The sequence below is a fragment of the Kerstersia sp. genome (assembly GCF_052103615.1).
GTDB lineage: Bacteria > Pseudomonadota > Gammaproteobacteria > Burkholderiales > Burkholderiaceae_B > Kerstersia.
Map to the genome: position 1 here is coordinate 1 of NZ_JBQEKA010000040.1, position 22,565 is coordinate 22,565.

General features: G+C 63.0%; 23 protein-coding genes. 14 read left to right on the forward strand and 9 right to left on the reverse strand.

Going from position 1 to position 22,565, the window contains the following annotated elements:
• Window positions 1-105 precede the first annotated feature (105 nt).
• The 3 genes from ACTJGZ_RS09910 (at window position 106) to ACTJGZ_RS09920 (ending at window position 2,938) form a co-directional block, all read left to right on the forward strand.
• Window positions 106-831 (forward strand): SDR family oxidoreductase, encoded by a 726-nt coding sequence (locus tag ACTJGZ_RS09910; protein WP_441662760.1) that lies wholly within the window; start codon window positions 106-108, stop codon window positions 829-831.
• A 19-nt stretch (window positions 832-850) separates the two neighbouring features.
• On the forward strand, window positions 851-2,218 hold the full coding sequence (radA, locus tag ACTJGZ_RS09915) for a DNA repair protein RadA (protein ID WP_441662761.1): 1,368 nt from the start codon (window positions 851-853) through the stop codon (window positions 2,216-2,218).
• Between the two features lie 111 nt (window positions 2,219-2,329).
• Window positions 2,330-2,938, forward strand: a complete 609-nt coding sequence (locus tag ACTJGZ_RS09920; protein ID WP_441662762.1) for a nucleotidyltransferase domain-containing protein — start codon at window positions 2,330-2,332, stop codon at window positions 2,936-2,938.
• Window positions 2,939-2,965: 27 nt separating this feature from the next.
• Here ACTJGZ_RS09920 and ACTJGZ_RS09925 read toward each other — a convergent pair whose 3' ends face one another.
• From ACTJGZ_RS09925 to ACTJGZ_RS09935, 3 genes are all read right to left on the reverse strand, one after another.
• Complete coding sequence (locus ACTJGZ_RS09925; protein WP_441662763.1) at window positions 2,966-3,331, reverse strand: glyoxalase superfamily protein; 366 nt, start codon at window positions 3,329-3,331, stop codon at window positions 2,966-2,968.
• Window positions 3,332-3,490: 159 nt separating this feature from the next.
• Window positions 3,491-4,396 (reverse strand): LysR family transcriptional regulator, encoded by a 906-nt coding sequence (locus tag ACTJGZ_RS09930; protein ID WP_441662764.1) that lies wholly within the window; start codon window positions 4,394-4,396, stop codon window positions 3,491-3,493.
• Between the two features lie 67 nt (window positions 4,397-4,463).
• Window positions 4,464-5,891, reverse strand: a complete 1,428-nt coding sequence (locus ACTJGZ_RS09935; protein WP_441662765.1) for an SLC13 family permease — start codon at window positions 5,889-5,891, stop codon at window positions 4,464-4,466.
• A 255-nt stretch (window positions 5,892-6,146) separates the two neighbouring features.
• Between ACTJGZ_RS09935 and ACTJGZ_RS09940 the strand changes: the two genes are divergently transcribed.
• Window positions 6,147-6,833: a 7-cyano-7-deazaguanine/7-aminomethyl-7-deazaguanine transporter gene (locus ACTJGZ_RS09940; RefSeq protein WP_441662766.1), complete on the forward strand. Its 687-nt coding sequence runs from the start codon at window positions 6,147-6,149 to the stop codon at window positions 6,831-6,833.
• A gap of 21 nt (window positions 6,834-6,854) precedes the next feature.
• Here ACTJGZ_RS09940 and ACTJGZ_RS09945 read toward each other — a convergent pair whose 3' ends face one another.
• The 4 genes from ACTJGZ_RS09945 to ACTJGZ_RS09960 form a co-directional block, all read right to left on the reverse strand.
• Window positions 6,855-8,819 (reverse strand): FUSC family protein, encoded by a 1,965-nt coding sequence (locus tag ACTJGZ_RS09945; RefSeq protein WP_441662767.1) that lies wholly within the window; start codon window positions 8,817-8,819, stop codon window positions 6,855-6,857.
• A 367-nt stretch (window positions 8,820-9,186) separates the two neighbouring features.
• Window positions 9,187-10,464: a TRAP transporter large permease gene (locus ACTJGZ_RS09950; protein WP_441662768.1), complete on the reverse strand. Its 1,278-nt coding sequence runs from the start codon at window positions 10,462-10,464 to the stop codon at window positions 9,187-9,189.
• A gap of 24 nt (window positions 10,465-10,488) precedes the next feature.
• Window positions 10,489-10,986 (reverse strand): TRAP transporter small permease, encoded by a 498-nt coding sequence (locus ACTJGZ_RS09955; RefSeq protein WP_441662769.1) that lies wholly within the window; start codon window positions 10,984-10,986, stop codon window positions 10,489-10,491.
• Window positions 10,987-11,090: 104 nt separating this feature from the next.
• Complete coding sequence (locus ACTJGZ_RS09960) at window positions 11,091-12,065, reverse strand: TRAP transporter substrate-binding protein (protein WP_441662770.1); 975 nt, start codon at window positions 12,063-12,065, stop codon at window positions 11,091-11,093.
• Window positions 12,066-12,288: 223 nt separating this feature from the next.
• On the opposite strand from ACTJGZ_RS09960, the gene ACTJGZ_RS09965 reads away from it, so the two are divergent.
• From ACTJGZ_RS09965 to ACTJGZ_RS10010, 10 genes are all read left to right on the forward strand, one after another.
• On the forward strand, window positions 12,289-12,708 hold the full coding sequence (locus tag ACTJGZ_RS09965) for a group II truncated hemoglobin (protein ID WP_441662771.1): 420 nt from the start codon (window positions 12,289-12,291) through the stop codon (window positions 12,706-12,708).
• 64 nt (window positions 12,709-12,772) lie between these two features.
• Complete coding sequence (locus ACTJGZ_RS09970) at window positions 12,773-13,444, forward strand: 3-deoxy-D-manno-octulosonic acid kinase (RefSeq protein ID WP_441662784.1); 672 nt, start codon at window positions 12,773-12,775, stop codon at window positions 13,442-13,444.
• A gap of 156 nt (window positions 13,445-13,600) precedes the next feature.
• A complete protein-coding gene (locus tag ACTJGZ_RS09975) occupies window positions 13,601-14,731 on the forward strand; it encodes a polyamine ABC transporter substrate-binding protein (protein ID WP_441662785.1) in 1,131 nt (376 codons plus the stop codon).
• Window positions 14,732-14,752: 21 nt separating this feature from the next.
• The gene (locus ACTJGZ_RS09980) at window positions 14,753-15,883 is read left to right on the forward strand and encodes an ABC transporter ATP-binding protein (protein ID WP_441662772.1); all 1,131 of its coding nucleotides are present in this window, start codon (window positions 14,753-14,755) and stop codon (window positions 15,881-15,883) included.
• Window positions 15,880-16,818 carry an ABC transporter permease subunit gene (locus ACTJGZ_RS09985; protein ID WP_441662773.1) on the forward strand — a complete coding sequence of 313 codons (939 nt, stop codon included), beginning with the start codon at window positions 15,880-15,882 and terminating at the stop codon, window positions 16,816-16,818. The genes ACTJGZ_RS09980 and ACTJGZ_RS09985 overlap by 4 nt, the downstream gene beginning before the upstream one ends.
• Window positions 16,815-17,618, forward strand: a complete 804-nt coding sequence (locus ACTJGZ_RS09990; RefSeq protein WP_441662774.1) for an ABC transporter permease subunit — start codon at window positions 16,815-16,817, stop codon at window positions 17,616-17,618. The genes ACTJGZ_RS09985 and ACTJGZ_RS09990 overlap by 4 nt, the downstream gene beginning before the upstream one ends.
• Window positions 17,615-17,974: a Spx/MgsR family RNA polymerase-binding regulatory protein gene (locus ACTJGZ_RS09995; protein WP_441662775.1), complete on the forward strand. Its 360-nt coding sequence runs from the start codon at window positions 17,615-17,617 to the stop codon at window positions 17,972-17,974. The genes ACTJGZ_RS09990 and ACTJGZ_RS09995 overlap by 4 nt, the downstream gene beginning before the upstream one ends.
• 103 nt (window positions 17,975-18,077) lie before the next feature.
• The gene (gene rpiA / locus ACTJGZ_RS10000) at window positions 18,078-18,764 is read left to right on the forward strand and encodes a ribose-5-phosphate isomerase RpiA (RefSeq protein WP_441662776.1); all 687 of its coding nucleotides are present in this window, start codon (window positions 18,078-18,080) and stop codon (window positions 18,762-18,764) included.
• Between the two features lie 208 nt (window positions 18,765-18,972).
• Window positions 18,973-19,728 (forward strand): phosphate signaling complex protein PhoU, encoded by a 756-nt coding sequence (gene phoU, locus ACTJGZ_RS10005; RefSeq protein WP_441662777.1) that lies wholly within the window; start codon window positions 18,973-18,975, stop codon window positions 19,726-19,728.
• Window positions 19,729-19,837: 109 nt separating this feature from the next.
• Entirely contained in the window at window positions 19,838-20,173 is a 336-nt protein-coding gene (locus tag ACTJGZ_RS10010) for a 5-carboxymethyl-2-hydroxymuconate Delta-isomerase (protein WP_441662778.1), read from the forward strand.
• 97 nt (window positions 20,174-20,270) lie between these two features.
• Here ACTJGZ_RS10010 and ACTJGZ_RS10015 read toward each other — a convergent pair whose 3' ends face one another.
• Window positions 20,271-20,543 (reverse strand): oxidative damage protection protein, encoded by a 273-nt coding sequence (locus tag ACTJGZ_RS10015; RefSeq protein WP_441662779.1) that lies wholly within the window; start codon window positions 20,541-20,543, stop codon window positions 20,271-20,273.
• A 379-nt stretch (window positions 20,544-20,922) separates the two neighbouring features.
• Window positions 20,923-22,281, reverse strand: coding sequence for an amino-acid N-acetyltransferase (gene argA, locus ACTJGZ_RS10020; RefSeq protein ID WP_441662780.1), 1,359 nt, complete (start codon window positions 22,279-22,281; stop codon window positions 20,923-20,925).
• Window positions 22,282-22,565 lie beyond the last annotated feature (284 nt).

Genomic DNA, 22,565 nt, shown 5'->3' on the forward strand with positions numbered 1-22,565 from the left:
CGGCCGCGCCGTGCCAGGGCTAGGGCGCGCCAGCCGGGGCAGCAGGCCTTGAAGCGGTGGACGCATGCGGCATGCATGCAGGACGGCACATAAAGGAGCGGTGAGATGAAAGGGCTGTGTGTACTGGTAACGGATGCATGTTCCGGGGTAGGCTGGGCCATTTCACGGCTGCTGGCGGATCGCGGCTGTCATGTCGTGGGGGTGGCGGGGAACGAGGAACCCATTGAGTTCCCCGGCATTCTGTACCAATGCCCGCCGCACGATGCCGGCCGCATGGCCGATATGCTGCGGGCCATACGCGAAAAATATCCGATAGATGCCATCGTCAATACCACCGGCCTGAACGTGCCGGCGCCGCTGGGTGAGGTGTCGTTGACGGATCTGTACGATGTTTTCGACCGCAATGTCAGAACTGCCTTGCAGGTGACCCAGGCCTTGCAGGACAACATGCGCGTGCGCCGGACTGGCCGCATCGTGAACGTGTGCCATCATGGCTGGTGGGGGCAAGCGTCGGAATCGACCGCCTATGCCGTGGCCAGCGCCGCGCTGGCGGCCTGCACCCGCGCCTGGGCGCTGGAACTGGCCGAAGCGGGCGTGACCGTCAACGCCGTGCTGGCCGGCCCGGTGGAAACGGAAGATTTCCGTGAACGCCACCCGCTGGGTTCAGACGCTGAGAAACAGGCGCTGGCGCAATTGCCGCTGGGGCGGCTGGGCGCGGCCGAAGAAGTGGCTGGCGTCGTGGCTTTTCTGTTGCAGCGTGAAAGCGCCTTCATGACGGGCCAAGTGATTGCTGTGGATGGCGGCGCAGGCTTGCGCCGGCCCATGCTGTAAGGAATGTCGGGATTTTGTGATGGCAAGTAAATCGGCGGGTCGCCAGAAAACGGTTTTCCAGTGTTCGGAGTGCGGCGGCAATACGCCCAAGTGGCAAGGGCAGTGCCCGCATTGCAATGCCTGGAATACCTTGGTGGAGGCCGTGGCGGAACCGGCAAGCGGCCATCGCTATGCTTCCTTGGCCGGGACGACACCGATACGCAGTTTGGATGAAATCGAAGCGCGCGAATTGCCGCGCCTGCCGACCGGGCTGCCGGAGTTTGACCGGGTGCTGGGCGGCGGGCTGGTTGCCGGGGCCGTGGTGTTGATTGGCGGCGACCCTGGTATTGGCAAATCCACTTTGCTGCTGCAGGCGCTGGCGGCCATGGCGCAAAGCGAGCGCGTGCTGTATGTCACGGGTGAGGAATCGGCGGATCAGGTGGCCTTGCGGGCGCGGCGTCTGGGCTTGAGCGGCGCAGGGGTGGGCCTGTTGGCGGAAATCCGGCTGGATGCGATTCAGCAGGCGCTCAATGAAAAGAAACCGGCGGTGGCGGTCATTGACTCCATTCAGACGGTGTATTCCCCGGAGTTGAGCGCGGCGCCAGGGTCGGTATCGCAGGTGCGTGAGTGCGCAGCGCAGCTGACCCGCCAGGCCAAGCAGACTGGCGTGCCTGTGGTCATGATCGGTCATGTGACCAAAGACGGCGCCCTGGCCGGGCCGCGCGTGCTGGAACACATTGTCGATACCGTGCTGTATTTCGAAGGGGATACGCACTCTTCGTATCGTTTGATCCGCGCCTTCAAGAACCGCTTCGGCGCTGTCAATGAGCTGGGCGTGTTCGCCATGACCGACAGGGGGCTGCGCGGCGTGGCCAACCCGTCCGCATTGTTTTTGTCGCAGCATGCGCGCCAGGTGGCTGGCTCCTGCGTCATGGCAACCCAGGAAGGCACGCGGCCTTTGCTGGTGGAAATCCAGGCGCTGGTCGATGCATCCCATGCGCCCAGCCCGCGCCGCCTGAGCGTGGGCCTGGAAGGCAATCGTTTGGCCATGCTGCTGGCGGTGCTGCATCGCCATGCCGGTATTGCCGCGCATGACCAGGATGTGTTCGTCAATGCCGTGGGCGGGGTCCGCATTACCGAACCTGCGGCAGACTTGCCGGTATTGCTGGCCATTCTTTCTTCGCTGCGCGACCGGCCCTTGCCGGAAGGTTTGATTGCGTTTGGCGAGGTGGGCCTGGCCGGTGAAATCCGGCCTGCGCCGCGTGGCCAGGAACGCTTGCGCGAGGCGGCCAAACTGGGTTTCAGCATCGCGCTGATTCCCAAGGCCAATGCGCCCAAACAGCCCATAGAAGGCCTGGAAATCTGGCCGGTGGAACGGCTGGACGAAGCCATGGATCGTTTGCGCTAAGGGCCAGACCGCCCGCACTGCCCTGGCAGGACGGCATCCTGGCGGACGGCGTAGAATGCCGCTCCGGCCCGTCATTCTGCGGGTCTTCATCATTCACAAACAGGCTGAACAATGAAAAAGGATGCTGTCGAGGCGGACTCGTATCCCTGGCAATGCTGGCGTCCCGAGGAACTGGCGCGGCGCCTGCACGGGCAGGCGCTGCCCTGGTGCGTTGTCGGCGGCTGGGCGCTGGATCTCTGGCATGGCAGGCAGACCCGCGAACACGAAGACCTGGAGTTCACCGTGCTGCGCGAAGACCTGGCGGCATGTCGGCATGCCTTGGCGGGTTTGTCTTTTTATGCGGCAGGCGATGGCCGTGTGGCCGCGCTGAGGGCGGATGAGGCGCCATCTGAGGATATTTTCCAGGTGTGGTGCCTGGAAACGGCTGCTGGCTGCTGGCGGGCTGACATGATGGTGGAGCCGGGAACCCCGGCGGTCTGGGCGTATAAACGCGAGCCAGCCCTGACGCGTCCGCGCCAGGAAATGGTGGGCCTGAGCGCATCAGGAATACCGTTCTTGCTGCCGGCGGGTGTCCTGCTGTTCAAGGCCAAGTACAGGCGGCCCAAGGACGAGCAGGACTTTGAATTGGCGCTGCCCACGCTGCCCGCCACGGAACGCGCCTGGCTGCGCCAGGCCCTGATGCGGCTGCATCCCGGCCATGAATGGATAGGCCGCTGTTAAGACGGGCGCAGCCCGGCATGGGCCAGGTCAGGCGTGCGATTGCTGGCAGAAGCGCAGGCGGTTGCCGAAGGGGTCGGCGACGGTCAGTTCCTGGCCCCAGTCCGCTTTTTCCAGGCCTGGCCGGGCGTAGCGGTAGGGTTTGGCCATGAGTTCCGCGTGCAGGGCTTCTATGCCGTGCATGGGAATGAACACCGTGGTGCCGGGCGTCGTGTCGCCGTGGTGTTCAGTCAGGTGCAGCAGCAGATCGTCGCGGCTGATCTGCATATAAAGCGGCATGCCAGGCTCGAAACGGTGTTGCCAGTCCACTTTGAAGCCCAGATAATCAAGATAGAACTCGCGCGCTTTTTCTTCGGAAAAACTGCGCAGCAGGGGGATGGCGGGGGAAAGATGCATGGTGTCCAGGAGGGCTAAGGGGCTGAGAAAAACAGCAGGAAACAGACTACCCGAAAGTGCCGCCGCTGCAAATAAGCCAGGCTAAAGCAGAGGGTGAGCTGGCTGGCGGCCCAGCTGGCGGCTCCGGGGTCCGGGCGCTACGCGGCGGATGGAGCCCAGTCAGGCTGGCTGCGCCAGCGCGCCTGCTGCCTGCCGTTCGCGCACGGTGTTGATAACAGCGCCCAGCAAGGCTTCGCCCTCGCGGTGCGCTAGCCAGGCGAATACCATGCTGGCCTGGTGCTGGGCCTGGCTGCCTATCAGTTCGACTTCACCGGCCGCTTGCGCGGCATGCGCCGTGTCCTCATGTAGAAAACCCAGGCCAATACCGCCGCGTATCAAGGCGCGAGTGGTGTTTTCATGGTCGGCGTTGAAAAGGCGCCCGGGCCGGAAACCGTAGGTCTGGAAGAGCTGTTCGGCAACCAGGCCGCAGCAGGTGCTGGGGCCTGGGCAGATCCACGGCAGTTCGGCCAAAGCCTGCCAGTCGGGTTGCGCCGTGTTGGTAAGGAGGCCGGGGGCGGCCGCCAGAAAGATGCCAAAGCGGTAAAGCACTATCTGCGCCAGGGCACTGTCGTTCACGCCGGCGTCGGCCATCAGGCCGGCATCCAGCGCGCCGCTGCGTATGCCGTGCAGAATCTCGACGGAAGGGGCATATTGCAGGTCGATTTCTACTGCAGGATAACGTTCTGCCAGCGCGCTCAGCAGTGGCCCCAGCAGCGGCCCGCTGGCCGCGCCTGTCAGGCCCAGCCGCAGCCTGCCGCTGAGCGTGCCGCGTATCCGGCGCGCTTCATCCAGCATGTCGTGGTGCATGGCGAGCAATTGCTCGGCACGGGTATGCAGGCGCGCGCCAGCCGGGGTCAGGCTCATGCCGCGCGGCGTGCGGTCGAATAGCGCCAGCGCCAGCTCTTCTTCCAGTGATTTGATATGCGCGCTGACGGCGGGCTGGCTCAGGAAAAGCTGGTCCGCCGCCCGGGTAATGCTGCCTTCGCGGGCGACAGCCAGAAATGTGCGCAGTTGGTAGATATCCATGGCGGGCGCCGGACAGGCGGGATTTAGTCAGCGGGATTTAGTCAGCGGGATCTAATCAGCCGGGTGTCTAAATCCAGCCCAGCAGGCGCCACCACAGCAGGTCCAGCGGCGTGAGCACCAGCAAGGTGAAGCCCGCCAGCGCCAGGCACAGCCGGGTGGCGGCGCGCAGGTCTATTTTACCCAGCTGGATGGCGACCAGCAGCGGCGGCGATTGATAGGGCAGGATGACATTGGAGAAGGCCAGCACCTGGCTCATCAGCACGGTGGCAAGCGGCAGCCCGGTCATTTGGGATAGGGATTCCGCCAGTGGTGTCATGATGGCGGGCACGCCGGGCAAGGTGGTGAAGAGCGCGACCAGGGTGCCTATGCCGCCCAGCATGGCGACTTTCTGCCAGTTGCTGCCTTCGCTCAGCCCGATATGCGTGCTGGCCGCGCCGACGAGCGTGGCGCCCAGGCCGGTCGAAGCCACGATGGCGCCCAGGCCCATGACGCCGCCGATGAACAGCAGCGAACCGATATTGATCTCTTCATTGATGCAGCGCTTGCTGGTCAGGCCGGTGCCCGGCCAGAGGAAATAAATCCCGGCCGCCATGCTGATCCAGGCCGGGGCGATGTGGTGCAGCGAGTCCGTCATCCAGAACACCAGGCAGAGCGCCATGGCGATCATCAGGCGCCGCTGCAAGGGCGTGGGCGGCGTTTTCGGCTGACGCGCCAGCCCTTCGGGATGGGCCGGGCCGGCGGGAAACAGCCAGAGAATCAGCCCGGCCAGCACCAGCGACTTCAGCAGGCCAAGTACCGGGAAGTGCAGCAGCAGGTACTGGGTATAGGTGGGGGCGTAGCCATAGAGGGTTTCGGCGGTGCCGGCCAGCAGCATGTTAGGCACATTGGCGGGCAGAATGGTAAAGGCCGGAATGTGGGTGCCCAGCGCCGTGGCCAGCAGCATGCCGGTACGGCCCTGGGAACCCGCCGGATAGCCCAGGCGGCCCGCCAGCGAGGTAACGATGGGGATCAGCAGCACGGCGCGCCCGATGGACGAAGGCAGCACGAAGCTGAGGGCGACGCTGAAAGCAATGATGGCGCTAATGACGCTGGCATAACGCTGGCTCATCAGGCCAGCCAGGGAGTTGGCCCAGCGCTGATCCAGACCGGTATGGCGGACGGCGGCGCCAGTGATGAGGCCGCTGAACAGCAACCAGAAGGTTGAGGAATTGAATCCCGAGAAAATGACGGCGGGGGCGGCGACCTTCAGCAAAATGGCCAGCAGGAAAAAACACAGCGCCGTCAGGTATTCCGGCAAGGCGGAAGTGGCCCATAGCCCAATGCTGAAGATGGCCAGCGCCAGTGCCATGGCTTGTTCGGCGGGCAGCGAGCCGTGGGCCAGCCAGCCGCCCAGCAGGGCGCAAGCCGTGATGATGGCAACGAGAAAATGCTGTTGTGGCGCTGCTGCTGGCGGCGGCGCGGCGTTGTCGGCGGCGGATGAGGGGCTGGCGGTCATGGCGGACAGAAGAAGGGGCTGAAAGGCAGGCTGGGGCCGGACTGAAAGCGGAGGAACCGGGAATGCTGCTCACTATGCTACGCAATCTGCCGGGCGTCCAATCGGAAATCCCGAGGGCAGTGTCTCAGAATTGCCGGGATGCAAATTGCCGGGATGCAGCCTGGAGAGAAAATCAGTAGAATCACCGGTTCAGTGCGGCGCTTGCCGCAGTTTCTTCAATGGGTTCCCTTACCCCATTCATCAAAAAGGTTCTCCATGACCACGCGTTCCGCGAATGGCCTGCGCAATGATTTGCGCGATCAGGCCTCTGTTTCTTTGCTGCTGCTTGTTGCATTCCATGTGCTGGTGATCATTGCCAGCAACTATCTGGTGCAGCTGCCCATCTCTTTGTTCGGCTTTCACAGCACCTGGGGCGCCTTCAGCTTTCCCTTCATTTTTCTGGCCACGGATCTCACCGTGCGTTTGATCGGCAAGCAGGCAGCGCGCCGCGTCATCGCGCGCACTATGCTGCCCGCGCTGGTGGCGTCTTATATCGTTTCCGTCTTGTTCCAGGATGGTGTTTTCAGCGGTTTCGGGGCGCTGGAAGCATTCAACAGCTTTGTCTTCCGCATCGCTCTGGCGAGTTTTGCCGCCTATGTGCTGGGACAGTTGCTCGATATCCAGGTATTTGACCGGATACGCCAGAGCGACATGGCCTGGTGGGTCGCGCCCGTGGCGGCAGGTATCGTAGGCCAGGCGCTGGATACGATTGCGTTCTTCTCCATTGCCTTCTGGCGCAGCAGCAATCCGTTCATGGCCGCGAACTGGGTGGAAATCGCGTTCGTGGATTATGTCATCAAGCTGGCAGTCAGCCTGCTGATGTTCGTGCCTTTGTACGGCATCATGCTCAATGCCATCCTGCGTTCGCTGCGCGAGGGCAGGCAAACGGCGCCCGCGGCCTGAAACAGGCGCGGGCGGCCGCCTTCAGGCGGCTGCGTGCGCGGGGTCGGGCGCGGCTTCCGCAAAATTATGAATATGGATCATTTCACTGCGTATTGTTCCGATCAGGGCAGATTCAGGGGAGTTGTCCAGCGCGCTGTCGCGGGCGATCTGGCTGCCTTCGGCATGTGAGGCATGGGCCAGCAGTCCGGCCAGACGCTCCAGTTCGGCGATTTGCCCGGGGGCCGGGCGCTCGCTGGCGGCGGCGCAATAGGCCGTGATGGCGTCGCAAACGCGCTCGGCACTGGTAATCAGCGGGAACCAGGCGGCGGCCTCCGGCCCGGCGGGCGGCGGTTCGGTCAATGATTTCTGCAATTGCAGCCGGATGTCAGCCAGCGAGGCATAGGCGGCCCGGCGGCGGAGACTGACTTCCTGGCTGGCCGCGCTGGCCTGCTGGCCGGGCAGGCTGGCCAGCAGATAGGCCGCAATGGCGGCCCGCGCCTGGCGGAAGGCCTGTTCCAGCTGGCGGGCATGGCGTTTGGGCCAGATGGCGTAGCCAAAGACCAGCACAATGGCCCCGCCCAGCAGTGTATCGACCAGGCGCAGCAGCGCGTAGTTCACACCGCGTGTCTCAGGGCTGACGAAATCTATCAGCACCAATACCAGCGGCGTGAGGGCCAGCGCATACATGGCATAGGAGCGCTGCGACGCCCAGGGCAGGGTGGTAGCGATAAGCGTCATCACGATCACGAAGCTGGGGCCGGGTTGCAGCACCGTTAGCAGAATGGCGCCGATGATGACCCCCGCGCTGGTGCCCATGCTGCGCAGGATGGTGCGCGCGAAGATGGAACCGAAATCCGGCTTCATGATGATGAAGATCGTCATCGGCACCCAATACCAGTGGCTTTTGGCATCAATCCAGTGCAGGGAAAAGCCGATGGCAACGCACAGGGAAAGCGCCAGCGCGGAGGTGATGGTCGCACGGCCGGGCGTCAGGCGGTCCAGCAGAATGCGCAGCCGGCTGTTCTGGCCCTGGGCCGGGGCGGGCGCAGGATTGGCGGCCGTGGTCAGGGGCAGCGCGCTATTCCAGAATGAATCGGCGAGGGCCTGAACCGCCCGCAGGACGGCAGGATCCTGCAGCCTGACTTCGCCCGCCGGGCCTTTGGCGCCATCGGCCAGGGCTTGTTCTATGGGCTGCAATTGCGCGGCGGCCTGGCGCAGCAGTTCAGGGTCCTGACAGGCCATGATGCTGGCGAAGAGATTATCGAAGCGCTGCAAGGAAGCGGCAGTCCGTTCCGTCAGGGGGTTGCGGCCCTGCGCGTGGGCGCGGATGCGCAGCATTTGCGCATAGAGCGCCCCCAGCTTGTCCGTGACTTGCCGCCGCATCAGTTCGGCATTCTGGCCTTCGGCCTTGGCTTGCGCCAGATTGCGCAGCGTCTGGGTCAGCCCGGCCAGCATGGCGCGTTGTGAACGCTGCCGGAAAAACAGGGCTTCTATGCCCAGCATCAGGGCATAGAAGGCATTGCCCGCCAGAAACATCAGCGCGGGCAGCCAGAAATTCGGCCCGATATGCCCGTTGCCTGTCATGACCGTGCCCATGACCAGCGCTTGCAGGCTGCCGGCCGACAGGGCGGCGTGATAGCTGCTGAGGATGCTGCCAACGAAGGCCAGGCATACCATGGTGACGGTCACGACACCCCAGGAGTCATCGCTGAGATAGCCCAGCAGACAGCCAGCGGCCCCCAGCGGCGCGGAAATGGCGATTTTCAGGAATAAGGCCGTGTACGGACCTTCACGCTCGGAACTGGCTTGCAGCAGCGAGCCCATCGCGATCCACAGGCTGGCGGCCAGCTGATCGAAAAGAATGCCTAGCGCCAAGGGCAAACCGACCCCGATGGCGGCGCGGATGGAGACTCCCCAGCGCCAGTGGGCGGGCTTGAGCGCAGTCAGTTCGCGCAGCCAGGAATTGGGGCGGATGGCTGGGCGGGCGGGAGGTACGGCTTGCGGCATGCAAGGTCTTCCGGAAAATGAGCAAACAGACCCGGAACCGGGGTGGGCAAGAGCGGCGGAACAAGTACAGAAAACAGGCGCGTCGCCAAAGCGGGCCAGCAGGCCGAGGGGCAATCGCCCCGGCGCCAAGCTGCGCCACGCGGGCCCAGGGCCAGCGCCAGGGCTGCGACAGACCGGGCTTTGCCATCATACCGGCTGCAGCCTCCGGAGCAAGCCTTGCGCCGGGCGAATTCAGCCCTGGCGCGGCGCGGCATGTTAGCAAAAGAAAAAATCCGGTCTGCCGCATGGGCGGCAGGCCGGATCGGGGGCTGCCCAGGCTGGGCAGCAAAGGCCTGGCGCACATTCCATGCGTCAGGCCGTGCCGGGGTCAGCGGCCGTAGGAAATGTCCCGCAGCCAGAGTGAGATTTCCGGGATGTAGGTAATCAGCATCAGGCACAGCAGAACGACAATCACCAGCGGAATCAGGGGCTTCATCAGCCGTTCCAGCGAAATCTTGGCAATGGAGCAGGCGGCGAACAGATTGACACCCAGCGGCGGGGTAATCATGCCCAGCGCCAGGTTGACGATCATGATGACACCGAAGTGCACCGGGTCGATGCCGAACTGCACGGCGACGGGCAGCAGCAGCGGCGCCAGCACGACGATGGAGGCCGACGTTTCGATGAACATCCCGATGATGAACAGCGCCACATTGATGCCTAGCAGGAAGGTGAAGTGGTCGGAGAACAGCGTGCTCAGCCAGGTGCCCAGCATATCCGGCACGCCGGCGCGGTTCAGCAGGAAGCTGAAGACGCCCGCGTTGGCGATGATGAACATGATGACCGCGGTGGAAATCACCGAGCGGTGCAGTACCCGCGAAAACTGTTTGAAGTTCATCTGGCGGTAGATGAACATGCCGACCAGCAAGGCATAGACCACGGCAACGACGGAGGCTTCAGTCGGCGTGAAAATGCCGCCATAGATGCCGCCGAGAATGATGACAGGCATCAGCAAAGCCAGCCAGGCGCGCTTGAAGGCAGGCCAGACTGCCAGGCGGCCGTCACCGTCGTGCTGCCCCAGTCCATTGCGGCGGGCGTAGAACCAGGCGTAGGCCATCAGCGCGAAGCCGATCAGCAGGCCGGGGAACACGCCGGCAATGAACAGCTCGCCGGTAGAGGTTTCTGTCGAGACCGCATACAGAATCATGGGAATCGACGGCGGCAGAATGACCCCTAGCTCCGCGGATGCCGCCTGCAGCGAGGCGGCGAATGGCACAGGATAGCCGTGGCGCGCCATGGCGGGAATCAGAATGGCGCCCACGGCAAAGGTCGTGGCCACGCTGGAACCGGCAACAGCGGAAAAGATCATGCAGGTCAGCACGCAGGTGCAGGCCAGGCCGCCTTGCATGCCGCCCACCAGGCTTTTGGCAAAATCCACCATGCGCGCGGAAATGCCGCCGGCTTCCATCAGGTTGCCGGCCAGAATAAAGAAGGGAATGGCGACCAGGGGATACTTGTCGAGCGCGGCAAAGAGTTGCTGCGCGACCACCAGCCAGGTCAGGTTGCTGGAAGCAACGCCCAGCAGGCTGGACAGGCCGATGGACACGGCGATCGGGATGGAAAGCCCGAAAAACACCAGCATCGAAACAATCATTAATTGGGACATGGCGATAATTCCGTAATCAGTCCATCAACCTTGGGCGTCGTTGCGCTCGGGCGCAGCGGCATCGCGGTCGAACAGGCGGGCAAAGACCGCAATGGCGGCCAGGGTGGTGCCCACGGGAATGGACAGATAAATCCAGGAAATCGAAATATCCAGGCTAGGCATGCTTTGAAAGCGCACGCGGTGAGTCATTTGGCCGCCTATCCATGCCAGGAACAGCAGGAAACCAGCGCAGATCAGGGCCAGCACCCATTCCAGGATGCGCAATGGCGTGCCCTTGAGGCGTTCGCGCAGCACTTCGACGCTAATCATGGCGCCATGGCGGAAGGCCAGGGAAATTCCCAGCATGACAGTCCAGATCAGGACGGCGCGGGTCAGGATTTCGCTCCAGTCGGACGGAGCCTGCCATACGAAGCGCGTGAGCACCTGATAAAAGGCGGCGGCAACGGCGACGAGCAGCAAAACCTGAGTGATGAGAGAGACCGCACGGAACAGCACGCGGTCGAACAGGCAGAGCAGACGCATGATAAAGAGATCTCAGGAAGAGAAACGCCCGAGGTTGCAGCGCAACGCCGGGCATGGCTCGGGGGCGCATGATGCGCGCCCCCGCAGTCCTGGCTCAGGCCAGATTACTTGGTGTCCTGGATGGACTTTATCAGCTCGGCGCCATAACGCTTTTCGTAATCCTTGTAGGCCGGCTGAACGGCTTTCTGGAATGCGTCACGGTCGATTTCGGTGGTGATTTGCATGCCTTCGGCGCTGAGTTGCTCCAGGCCGGTCTTCTCGACGTTGTCAACATAGTCGCGCATGGCTTTGGCGCCGTCGATGGCGGCTTGCTTGAACAGCGCCTTGTCGGCATCGCTCAGGCCTTCATACACGGCAGGGGAGGCAATGATGACGGTGGGCGCATAGACGTGCGAAGTCAGCGACAGGTATTTCTGGATTTGCGACAGCTTGGCCGAGACAATGACAGACAGCGGGTTTTCCTGGCCGTCGATGGTGCCCTGTTGCAGGGCGGTGGACACTTCCGGCCAGGCCATGGGCGTGGGCAGCATGCCGATTTCACGGAAGGCGGCAATGTGCACCGGATTTTCGGTCACGCGGATTTTCAGGCCCTTGGCATCTGCCGGCGTGCTGACGGGGCGCACGTTATTGGTCAGGTGGCGGAAGCCTTGCTCGCCCCAGGCCAGCGCGACCAGGCCGCGCTTGGAGAAATCTTCCAGCATGCCTTCGCCGATGGGGCCGTCCAGCACGGTACGGGCGTGATCCAGGTCACGCATCAGGAAGGGGATGTCGAACACGCCGGTGGACGGCACGAAATTCAGGGTGGCGCCGGTCGAAACGATGGCCAGGTCAATGGTGCCCAGTTGCAGGCCTTCCAGAACTTCGCGCTCGCCGCCCAGGGCGCTATTGGCGAATTGCTGCACGGTATAGCGGCCATCGCTGGATTTCGCCAGGGATTGGGCAAAGGCTTCGCCGCCTGCGCCATAATGGGATTGCTGCGACAGCGCGTAGGCCATCTTCAGAGGGGCAGCGGCGCTGGCCGGTGCGGTGGCGACGATGGCGACGGATGCCATGGCAATGGCAAGCCAGTTCTTACGCATGATGTATTTGCTCCTGATCCTGAGGGGGGCGGCTGCGGGCGGCGCTGGAAAAGGGGTGGGCAGCGCGGCCGGAGCCAGAATTTTTTCAGTACAGCGAGGGGAAGGGCCATCGTGCAGCATTCCCAGAAGCTGGCCGCGCATCGGTTACCATGCGGATCACGCCGAACCGGCGGCAGCTGTAATATCTTAATAATAATACTACGCATGGTATGCAAGGTTTCTCATGAGCCGTGTTCAACCCATTTTCGAACCCTATGACACCAGCCGCAGCCTCTATGAGCACCTGGGGGGCGAGGCCGGTGTGCGCGCCATTGTGGACCGTTTTTACGACTTGATGGAGCTGGAAGAGGACTTCAGCGAGCTGCGCGCCGTGCATGGGCCCAGCCTGGATGAGGCGCGGGACAAACTGTTCTGGTTTTTGAGCGGCTATTTTGGCGGCCCGGATCTCTACATCAGCCGTTTCGGGCATCCGCGCCTGCGCGCCCGGCATTTGCCATTTCCCATCGGCACGGTCGAGCGCGATCAGTGGGTCGCCTGCATGGGCCGCGCGCTGGTGGACGAGCAAGTGCCGGCGCCGCTGGTGGACCGTCTGGTGCATACCTTTTTTGGCGTGGCGGACTGGATGCGCAATCGTGAAGGCTGAGACAGAAAGCCTGGCGCCGCTGAACGAAGCAGGTGAATGCATTCTGCGCTGGCGCGATGGCGCCATGATGGTTGACCCCGAGGCGGGCGCGGCGGCAGCGCTTGCCGGGGATCATGCCGGCCCGCAATGGCTGACACCGCCGCCGCAAGCGCAGCGCGTGGGCGCCGGAGGGCGCCAGGCCGCCTGGTATGTGGACGGCAGTTTCGGCGAAGGCGTGCTGCGCGGTTACCGCCGCGGCGGTTTGCTGGCGCGCGTGAACCGGGACCGCTATCTTTGGCAGGGAGAGGACTTTACCCGGCCATTCCGCGAGTTCCGCCTCATGGCCGCGATGCGCGCGGCCGGGCTGCGCGTGCCGCAGGTGCTGGCAGCGGGTTACTGGCGCAGCGGCTTGTGGTACCGGGCCGCCTTGCTGACGCGCCGCATCCCCGGCGCCGAACCCCTGGCCAAACGGCTGGAGAACAGCTGCGCGCTGACGCTGGCGGCGCAGGCCGTATTCGATATGCATCAGACCGGTGTTTATCACGCGGATCTGAATGTCTATAACCTGCTATTCGATGCCTCGGGCGCGGCCTGGATCATCGACCTGGATCGCGGCCGCCTGGGGCTGGACGAGACGCAGCGCCGCGCCACGCTGACGCGCCTGCGGCGCTCATTTATGAAAGTGGGCGGCGAGCAGCTGGGCGGCCAGGCCTGGCAGATATTTTCCGGCGCCTATATGCGCTGCACGGCGGCCTGAAACCCGCAGTCGGCGCGCTGCGGGGCCAGGCCTGGCTGCCTGGGGGCCCGCAGCGGGGCGATGTGTGCCGGTTTCTTCACGTTTTTACCCGTTCTTCCCAGCAAAAAGCTTTATGATTCGGGCTTTTCACACATGCGGATTTTCGCGGGGGTCATCATGGGGGAAGAAATCCTGAACGGGGCGCGCAGGCGTGCGCTCGCGGGCGCGCTGGCAGGCGCGGCGCTGTCGCTGGCGGCAGTGCCGCCCGCTGTGGCGCAGGATAATAAAGTCGTTAACGTCTATAACTGGGCCGAATATACGGCGCCGGATACCTTGTCGGGCTTTGAGGCCGAGACGGGCATCAAGGCGCGCTATGACGTCTATGACAGCAACGATATGCTGCAGTCCAAGCTGCTGGCGGGGCGTTCGGGCTACGACGTCGTCGTGCCGTCCACGCACTATGCGGCCCGGCAGATCCAGGGCGGCCTGTACCAGAAGCTCGACAAGAGCAAAATCCCCAACTGGGAGCACCTGGACCCTGACCTGATGGCGCTGGTGGCGACCGTTGACCCCGGCAATGAATATCTGATCCCCTGGGGCTATGGCACCAATGGCCTGGGCTTCAATGTCACCAAGGCCAAGGAAATCCTGGGCGCAGACGCCGACCTGGCCGATTGGAAGCTGCTGTTCGAGCCGGAAAATGCCGCCAAGCTGCAGCGCTGCGGCATCTCCATCCTGGACGAGGCCGCCCAGGTGTTCCCGGCCGTGCTGCATTATCTGGGCAAAGACCCCAACAGCAGCAATCCCGATGATTACCAGGAAGCCGTCGAAGTCCTGAAGAAAATCCGGCCCTATATCCGCCAGTTCAGTTCCTCGGGCTATATCGACGAGCTGGCCAGCGGCGATCTCTGCATGGTGTATGGCTTTTCGGGCGACGTCATGATTTCGCGCCACCGCGCCAAGACCTCGGGCCAGAAATTCGAAGTGGATTACTTCATCCCGGCAGGCGGCGCGCCCGCCTGGTTTGACACCATGGCCATTCCCAAAGATGCGCGCAATGTGGATGCGGCGCATGCCTTCATCAACTACATTGAAACGCCCAAGGTGCATGCGGCCATTACCAACCACATGTTCTACCCCAATGCGAACAAGAGCGCGCGCGAATTCGTGAACCCGGAAGTGGCGAACAACCCCATGATTTATCCGGCGCCGGACGTTGCCCAGACCTTGTATGTCATCAAGCCCCAGCCGCCGCGGATCCAGCAATTGCAGACCCGGCTCTGGAACTCCCTCAAGTCCGGACGCTGATTTAACAGGCTTTTGAACATCATGGTGGACAACCGCGCCCCGGTGCAGCCCTTTGCTGTGGACCCGGATGATTTCGTTCAACTTGTCGATCTGGTGAAGATTTTCGACGAGACGGTGGCAGTGCGTTCGGTCAATCTGTCAGTGCGGCGCAATGAGCTGTTTGCGCTGCTGGGCAGTTCGGGCAGCGGCAAATCCACGCTGCTGCGCATGCTGGCAGGTTTTGAACAGCCGACCTCGGGCCAGATTCTGCTCGACGGCGTGGATATCGCCAGGGTGCCGCCGTACCGGCGGCCGGTGAACATGATGTTTCAGTCCTATGCGCTGTTCCCGCATATGACAGTGGAAGCCAATGTGGCTTTTGGCCTCAAGCAGGAGGGCGTGGATCCGGCCGAGATCCACGAGCGCGTCTATGAAGCGCTGGATCTGGTGCAGATGGTGCCGTATGCCAAGCGCAAGCCCCATCAGCTGTCGGGCGGGCAGCAGCAGCGCGTGGCGCTGGCGCGCAGCCTGGTCAAGCGGCCCAAGCTGTTGCTGCTCGACGAACCCATGTCGGCGCTGGACAAACAGATCCGCCAGAAGACCCAGATCGAGCTGGTGCGCATCCTCAATCAGGTCGGCGTGACCTGCATCATGGTGACGCACGACCAGGAAGAGGCCATGACCATGGCTGACCGGCTGGCGGTCATGACGGATGGCGAAATCGTCCAGTGCGGCACGCCGCAGGATGTGTACGCCTTTCCGAATTCGCGGTTCGTCGCGAGTTTCATCGGTTCGACCAATATCTTTACCGGCACCATCGTCGTGGATGAGCCTGACCATGTGGTCATCGACTGCGAGGAGCTGGGGCGGCAGCTGTATGTCAATCACGGCATCAGCGAGCCGCTGGGCATGGAAGTCTATGTATCGCTGCGGCCGGAAAGCTTGCTGGTGCGCCGCGAGCAACCGCCGGGCGAGGTCAACTGGGCGCATGGCGTGGTCAGCCACATGGCCTGGCTGGGCAGCTATGCGCTGTACCAGATCCGCCTGGATTCGGGCAAGGTCGTGGAGGCCAGCGTGCCCGGCCTGATGCTGGCGCGTGAGGATGCGCCCGGCATCGACGACGAGGTTTACATCACCTGGGACGCCGATAGCGGCGTGGTGCTGGCATCATGATGTTCAAGCGCTGGCGCCACGGGCGCTCGGGCCTGCCCAGCCTGTCGCGGCTGCTGGCTATCGTGCCGCCCTACCTGTGGCTGGCCCTGACATTGCTGGTGCCCTTCCTGCTGGTGCTGAAAATCAGTTTCGCCGACCAGGATTTCGGCCTGCCGCCCTACACGGCCCTGGCCGAATTCAGGGAAGAGGCCCTGCATCTTTCCCTGCATTTGCGCGGCTACCTGCTGCTGCTCAATGATTCCCTGTATGTCGCCACCTACCTGAATTCATTGAAGATGGCGGCGGTGACGACGCTGTGGTGCATCCTGATCGGTTTTCCGCTGGCCTATTACATTGCGCGTTCGGCCCCGGCGGTGCGCGGCCTGTTGCTGCTGCTGGTGATCCTGCCGTTCTGGACCTCGCTGCTGCTGAGGGTCTATGCCTGGGTGGGCATTTTGCGCAATGACGGCCTGCTGAACAGTTTGCTGCTGTGGCTGGGCATTATCGACGCGCCGATTCCGATGTACCGCACCGATTTTGCCGTGTATGTCGGCATGGTCTATGCCTATTTGCCCTTTTTCATCCTGCCGCTCTATGCCACGCTGGTCAAGCTCGACAACCGCCTGCTGGAAGCTGCCTACGACCTGGGCGCGCGCCCCTGGTCGGCCTTTCTTCATGTCACGCTGCCCATGGCCTGGCCCGGCATCGTGGCCGGGGCGCTGCTGGTTTTCATTCCCTGCGTCGGGGAATACGTGATTCCGGAAATGCTGGGCGGTGCCGATACCCTGATGATGGGGCGTTTGGTCTGGGATGAGTTTTCGCGCAATTCGGATTGGCCGGTGGCGGCATCCATTACCGTGGTGATGGTGCTGTTCCTGCTGGTGCCCTTTGTCTGGTTCCAGCGCAACCAGATGCGCCAGATGCGCGTGGCCGGTGATGTGGAGGACAAGGCATGAAGCCCAATCCCTGGCTGCGCCTGCTCAGTTTCGCGCTGGGTTTCGGCTTTCTGTACCTGCCGCTGCTGACGCTGGTGGTGTTCTCTTTCAATTCCTCGGAAATGGTGACCAAATGGAGCGGTTTTTCGCTGCGCTGGTACCGGGAGCTGCTCCAAGACGAGGTTCTGCTGTCCGCGGCGTGGCTATCGCTGCGCGTGGCGGCCATGACGGCGACCATGGCCGTCATCATCGGCACCTGGGCGGGCTATGTGCTGGCGCGCATGCGCCGTTTTCCCGGTATTTCCCTGTTTGTCGCCATGATCAGCGCGCCGCTGGTGATTCCCGAGGTCATCCTGGGGATTTCGCTGCTGCTGATGTTTGTCGAATTGCATAATCTGACCGGCTGGCCCGAAGGGCAGGGGGTCTTTACGATCTGGGTCGGGCATGTGGTGCTGGCGACAGCCTATGTGGCGGTCATCATCCAATCGCGTTTGCGCGAGTTTGACCGTTCCCTGGAAGAGGCCGCGCTGGATCTCGGCGCGACGCCGCTGACGGTGTTCTTCCGCATCACCTTGCCGCTTATCGCGCCGGCGCTGGCGGCAGGCTGGCTGCTGGCGTTCACGCTGTCGCTCGATGATGTGGTGATTGCCTCGTTCCTGTCCGGGCCGGGCTCGACGCTGCTGTCACCGGAAATCTTCGCCCGCGTGCGCCTGGGCCTCAAGCCCGAGGTCAACGCGCTGGCAACAATCTTCATTTTCGCGGTAGGTATTTGTGTGCTCATTGCCTACCGCCTGCAAAAACGCAAGGAGGTCGCGTCATGAGCCTGGTCCTTTATGGTCTGAACAAATGCAGTACTTGCATCAAGGCGCGTGCCTGGCTGGATAGCCATGGGGTGACGCACAGCTTCGTGGATTACCGCGATCATCCCATCGCCCCGGCCCTGCTGCGGGATTGGGCGGCTCAGCTGGGAGGCTGGGAAAAGCTGGTGAACCGGGCTTCCATGACCTGGCGCAACTTGCCGGAATCGGCGCGCAGCCCGGACAGCGACGACGCCTGGCTGGCCTTGATTGCAGCGCATCCGGCGCTGGTGCGCCGGCCAGTCGCGGTGGATGGCGCCGGCAAGGTGGGCGTGGGCTTCCGTGAGGCATCTTATAGCGCGAGGTTCCTGGCGGCCTGAGGGCCGGCAGGGCGTTTCTGAAGGCCAGGCCTTCAGGGCAGGCCGCCGCCAGGCAGGCTGGCAGCGGTATGATTTTTCTTTTTCTGACAGACAGGTTTCACTCATGTTGTCGCAGCAACAACTCAAGCAGCAGGCGGCCGATGCCGCATTGGCCTATATCGAACCCATGCTGGGCGCGGACGTCATCATCGGGGTCGGTACCGGTTCCACCGCGGATTTGTTCATTGATGGCCTGGCGCGTTATGCCGGCCGTTTCCGCGGCGCCGTGGCCAGTTCGGTGCGCAGCGCCGAACGGCTGGCCGGGCACGGCATTGCCGTGCTGGACCTCAATGAGGTGACCCATATGCCTGTGTATGTCGATGGCGCGGATGAAATCGACGCAGGCATGAATATGATCAAGGGCGGCGGCGGTGCCCTGACCCGCGAGAAAATCGTGGCCTCGGTGGCCGACGAGTTCGTCTGCATTGCCGATGAGAGCAAGCTGGTCGGGCGCCTGGGGCGTTTCCCCTTGCCGGTGGAAGTGCTGCCCATGGCCCGTGAAGCCGTGGCACGTGCTTTGCGCGCCTATGGCGGCGTTCCGGCGCTGCGCGAAGGTTTCGTGACCGATAACGGGAATGTCATCCTGGATGTCGCAGGCCTGGAAATCACCGAACCGGCGCGTCTGGAGCAGGAAATCAATAATCTGCCCGGTGTGGTCACCTGCGGCCTGTTCGCCCTGCATGGCGCCAATCTTGCGCTGCTGGCCGGGCGCGATGGCGTGCAGCGTTTGCTGCCGGGCGCGCGCGGCTGACAGCTTGCGGCCAGGGGCTGGCCGGCGCGTTCATGAATTTGTCATGATTAGGTCATAAGATCTCTTTCTGACATCAGGCCGTAAGGGGGTGACGCCAGGGATGGCGCCTCCGGGCGGCTGCCAGGGCGCTTCTCATGCTGCGGCGTGGACGCCTTCCGGCGGTTGGCGTTTTTCACATGGATCGTTTTGAATAGGCAGGGATCACAGGATGAGTGAGCATACCAACAGGCAGTTTGCGACGGATCTGGAAACCATCCGTTCCCAATTCCTGCAAATGGGCGGTGTCGTTGAAGCGATGATCAGTGAAGCGGTCGATGCGCTGGCTGGCAATGATCCGGTGCTGTTCGAGAAAGTGCGCGAGCGCGAAAAGGAAGTCAACCGCCGCGAGGTGGAGATTGATGAGCGCATTGGCCTGACGCTGGCGCTGCACCAGCCGACCGCCATCGACCTGCGCACCTTGCTGGCTGTTTCCAAAATGCTGACCGACATGGAGCGTTCTGGCGATGAGGCTGATAAGATCGCCTCGCTGGCGCGCCGCATTCATGATGCCGAAACGCATCGCATGCCTGTCATCGAATTGCGCCATATGGCCAATAGCGTGGTGACCATGCTGCGCCAGACGCTGGATGCTTTCGCCCGCCAGGATGCCGTGCAGGCTGCCGCCGTGGTGCGTAGCGACAAAGAGGTGGATCGCGAGTGGAAGGCTGCGCTGCGCCATCTGATCACCTACATGATCGAAGACCCGCGCACGATTTCGCGCGCTATCGACATGATTTTCGTGGCGCGCGCGCTGGAGCGCATCGGCGACCATGCCAAGAACATGGCTGAACGTGTCATCTACATGGTGCATGGCGCGGATGTGCGTCATACCGGCGTGAAGAATGCCGAACGCACGGCAGCGGGCGAAGAACCCATCAGCATTCACGAAAAACAGGCCAGCGACAGCAACAACGCGCAATCCTGATTCTTGCCTTGCCGCAGTAAAAGGCTGCCCGGCTCTCTGTTCCCGTCACGGGGACAGGCAGCCGGGCAGTATGCTATGCGGGCAAGCAGGCCGTTTTTTAGGGGATGAAATGCCACATTGCATCATTGAACATGCGGCAGGGCTGGATGGGCGCAGTCTGGTCAGACAGGTTTTCGACGGCGCCATGAAGGCGGCGCTGTTCGAGCCGGATGGCAGCGATATCAAGGTGCGCGCGCAAGCCTATGAGGCTTATTGCGTCGGCGCGGCCGCCACGGATTTCGTGCATGTCACGCTGCGTTTGCTGGCCGGGCGCACGGCGGGGCAGAAAGAGGCTTTGGCGCAGGCCGTGCTGGCGCAGTTGCAGGCCTTGCCGCTGGAGCATTGCTCCGTCACCATCGAAGTGCAGGATATCGAGCCCGGCAGTTATCTTAAATGGCTGGCGTGATGCCCAGCGCAGCATGGCTTTCGCTGCCTGGTGACATCGCCGCTTTGCTGCATGGCAATTCTGGCGCTGATTCGGACAGCGCCAGCGTGAGCGCGGCTCAGGCGGAGGGCGGGACGAAACCGTGGGCTTCGACCTGGCTGTCTTCGAACAGGTGGCGTTCCATTTGCTGCGTCAGGTATTTGCGGGCGCGGGCGTCGGCCAGGTTGAGGCGGTTTTCATTGACCAGGCGGGTCTGAACGCCCAGCCATTCTTCCCAGGCTTCCTTGGAAATGCTTTCCCAGATACGCTGGCCCAGCGCACCGGGATAGGGGGGGCGTTCCAGGCCCTCGGCTTCTTTCTTGAGTTTGACGCATTGGACAAGACGGGTCATCGCTGTACCTCTGGAAATGGCGTGCGCGGCACGCGCCGGCAATCAGGCCTGGCGCAGTGCAGCGGGCCGGGCGCGGATGCGCCCGGGGTGAAAGGGGAAAGCAGGGTTGCGATGCAATCCTGCCTGTATCCCCAGGATTTTAAATGCCGGACAGCCGGATGGGCAGCATAGCCGTTCTATTTGCCGGGGTATAAGGGGGCGGATAAGGGCGGATGGCGCCAACCCGGTAAATCCGGTAAATCCAGTACGACCCCGTACTACCCGGTACGGCCCCGTCCAGCCCGGCAATAGCTTGGCTGCGCTTCACGGCACGTCATGACACCTCCGCGCATCGCAGGGCATTTCACAACATTGCGCTGCGCCCGCCTTGCCTGCCGGCCTACAGGCGCTTGATGAACACCATGCTGTTGCGCGACCGGTTGTAGCTGGCCTGGCGTTCGCGCGGCAGGTCGGTGATGCCGCCCTGGACAAAACCGCGCTTGATGAACCAGTGCGAAGTGCGCGTGGTCAGCACGAACAGGCGTTTGAAGCCACGCTGGCGGGCCTGGGTTTCAATATGGCGCAGCAGTTTATCGCCACCGCCTTCGCTCTGCCATTCGGGGTGGACGATCAGGCAGGCCATTTCCGCCATCTGTTCTTTGGGGAAGGCATGTAGCGCGGCACAGCCGTAAATGACGCCGTCGTGTTCCAGCACACAGAAGTTATCGACGTCGCGTTCGATGGTGGTGCGGCCGCGCGGCACCAGCGTGCCATCGGCTTCCAGCGGTTCAATCAGTTGCAGCAGCGCGCCGACATCATCCAGCGTGGCCGGACGCAGGTCGTCCAGCGTGTCTTCGACCACCATGGTGCCGACACCGTCGTGGGTGAAGATTTCCAGCAGAACGCTGCCATCCAGCGTGAACGGAACCAGATGCGCGCGCGCCACTCCGCGTTTGACCGCCAGCGAGGCATAGCGCAGCAGGTAAGCGGTCACGTCATCCAGTTCGGAGGTCGCCAGCAGGTTGTCGGCATCCTCGCGCGCCAGCTCGGTATCGACGCTGCCGTCCGGGTTGTGCACCGTGGTATTTTCCGTCAGGAAAATCAGTTTTTCCGCCCGCAGCGCCACGGCCACGCTGGTGGCGACTTCTTCGACGTCCAGGTTGAAAGCTTCCCCGGTGGGCGAGAAACCCAGCGGTGAAATCAGCACGATGGAGTCATGGCTGATGGCAAAGCGCAGCGCGTCGATGTCGATTTTTCGCACCTTGCCGGTATGGCCGTAATCGACGCCGTCGATAATGCCGGCCGGCCGCGCCGTGACGAAGTTGCCGGAAATCACGCGGATGTGCGAGCCGGACATGGGCGTATTGGGCAGCCCCTGGCTGAAGGCCGCTTCGATGTCCAGGCGGATTTCCCCGGCGGCTTCCTTGGCGCACTCCAGTTCGGCGGCGTCCATGGGCTGCAGGCCCAGGCCGAAGCGGTTGGCATAGCCTTTCAGGCGCAATTGCTCGTTAACCTGGGGGCGCGAACCATGCAGCAGCACCATCCGTATGCCCAGCGCCGAGAGCAGCGACAAATCCTGTACCAGCGCATTGAGCGCTCCTTCCTGCACCAGTTCGCCGCCGAAGGTCACAACGAAGGTCTTGCCTCGGAATGCATGCACATAAGGCGCAACATCACGGAACCATCGCACGAACTGCGCGGGGGCAAATTCAGGCGCTTCCTGAGCAGAGAGAATTTCAGGTACGGGGTCGTCGGGCATGGCAGGCTAGGGCTTGAAAAAAGGGTGGGACGGAGGATGGAGGAAAAAGGGCATGCAGCAGGAGGCCAGGCCGTCTTGGGCGCGGCAGAATGCGGGATGCTGCGCCGATGAAAACAAGGCCGGCTCGAAAGGCCGGCAACAAGGATCCGGGAGCGGATGCAGCCCGGACAGGAAAATTATAATATCTGTCAGCGGCCAGCGTGCCGTTTGGATGCTGCAAAATGCCACCGTGCGCGTTCCCGCGCAGACCGGGGGGCAGCCAGGCCGCATCCGCGCCAGTTCAC

Excerpts from the sequence above, each read along its gene's own strand:
- ACTJGZ_RS09910 (WP_441662760.1), top strand. The coding sequence starts at position 106 with ATGAAAGGGCTGTGTGTACTGGTAACGGATGCATGTTCCGGGGTAGGC.
- radA (WP_441662761.1), top strand. The coding sequence starts at position 851 with ATGGCAAGTAAATCGGCGGGTCGCCAGAAAACGGTTTTCCAGTGTTCG.
- ACTJGZ_RS09920 (WP_441662762.1), top strand. The coding sequence starts at position 2,330 with ATGAAAAAGGATGCTGTCGAGGCGGACTCGTATCCCTGGCAATGCTGG.
- ACTJGZ_RS09925 (WP_441662763.1), bottom strand. The coding sequence starts at position 3,331 with ATGCATCTTTCCCCCGCCATCCCCCTGCTGCGCAGTTTTTCCGAAGAA.
- ACTJGZ_RS09930 (WP_441662764.1), bottom strand. The coding sequence starts at position 4,396 with ATGGATATCTACCAACTGCGCACATTTCTGGCTGTCGCCCGCGAAGGC.
- ACTJGZ_RS09935 (WP_441662765.1), bottom strand. The coding sequence starts at position 5,891 with ATGACCGCCAGCCCCTCATCCGCCGCCGACAACGCCGCGCCGCCGCCA.
- ACTJGZ_RS09940 (WP_441662766.1), top strand. The coding sequence starts at position 6,147 with ATGACCACGCGTTCCGCGAATGGCCTGCGCAATGATTTGCGCGATCAG.
- ACTJGZ_RS09945 (WP_441662767.1), bottom strand. The coding sequence starts at position 8,819 with ATGCCGCAAGCCGTACCTCCCGCCCGCCCAGCCATCCGCCCCAATTCC.
- ACTJGZ_RS09950 (WP_441662768.1), bottom strand. The coding sequence starts at position 10,464 with ATGTCCCAATTAATGATTGTTTCGATGCTGGTGTTTTTCGGGCTTTCC.
- ACTJGZ_RS09955 (WP_441662769.1), bottom strand. The coding sequence starts at position 10,986 with ATGCGTCTGCTCTGCCTGTTCGACCGCGTGCTGTTCCGTGCGGTCTCT.
- ACTJGZ_RS09960 (WP_441662770.1), bottom strand. The coding sequence starts at position 12,065 with ATGCGTAAGAACTGGCTTGCCATTGCCATGGCATCCGTCGCCATCGTC.
- ACTJGZ_RS09965 (WP_441662771.1), top strand. The coding sequence starts at position 12,289 with ATGAGCCGTGTTCAACCCATTTTCGAACCCTATGACACCAGCCGCAGC.
- ACTJGZ_RS09970 (WP_441662784.1), top strand. The coding sequence starts at position 12,773 with ATGATGGTTGACCCCGAGGCGGGCGCGGCGGCAGCGCTTGCCGGGGAT.
- ACTJGZ_RS09975 (WP_441662785.1), top strand. The coding sequence starts at position 13,601 with ATGGGGGAAGAAATCCTGAACGGGGCGCGCAGGCGTGCGCTCGCGGGC.
- ACTJGZ_RS09980 (WP_441662772.1), top strand. The coding sequence starts at position 14,753 with ATGGTGGACAACCGCGCCCCGGTGCAGCCCTTTGCTGTGGACCCGGAT.
- ACTJGZ_RS09985 (WP_441662773.1), top strand. The coding sequence starts at position 15,880 with ATGATGTTCAAGCGCTGGCGCCACGGGCGCTCGGGCCTGCCCAGCCTG.
- ACTJGZ_RS09990 (WP_441662774.1), top strand. The coding sequence starts at position 16,815 with ATGAAGCCCAATCCCTGGCTGCGCCTGCTCAGTTTCGCGCTGGGTTTC.
- ACTJGZ_RS09995 (WP_441662775.1), top strand. The coding sequence starts at position 17,615 with ATGAGCCTGGTCCTTTATGGTCTGAACAAATGCAGTACTTGCATCAAG.
- rpiA (WP_441662776.1), top strand. The coding sequence starts at position 18,078 with ATGTTGTCGCAGCAACAACTCAAGCAGCAGGCGGCCGATGCCGCATTG.
- phoU (WP_441662777.1), top strand. The coding sequence starts at position 18,973 with ATGAGTGAGCATACCAACAGGCAGTTTGCGACGGATCTGGAAACCATC.
- ACTJGZ_RS10010 (WP_441662778.1), top strand. The coding sequence starts at position 19,838 with ATGCCACATTGCATCATTGAACATGCGGCAGGGCTGGATGGGCGCAGT.
- ACTJGZ_RS10015 (WP_441662779.1), bottom strand. The coding sequence starts at position 20,543 with ATGACCCGTCTTGTCCAATGCGTCAAACTCAAGAAAGAAGCCGAGGGC.
- argA (WP_441662780.1), bottom strand. The coding sequence starts at position 22,281 with ATGCCCGACGACCCCGTACCTGAAATTCTCTCTGCTCAGGAAGCGCCT.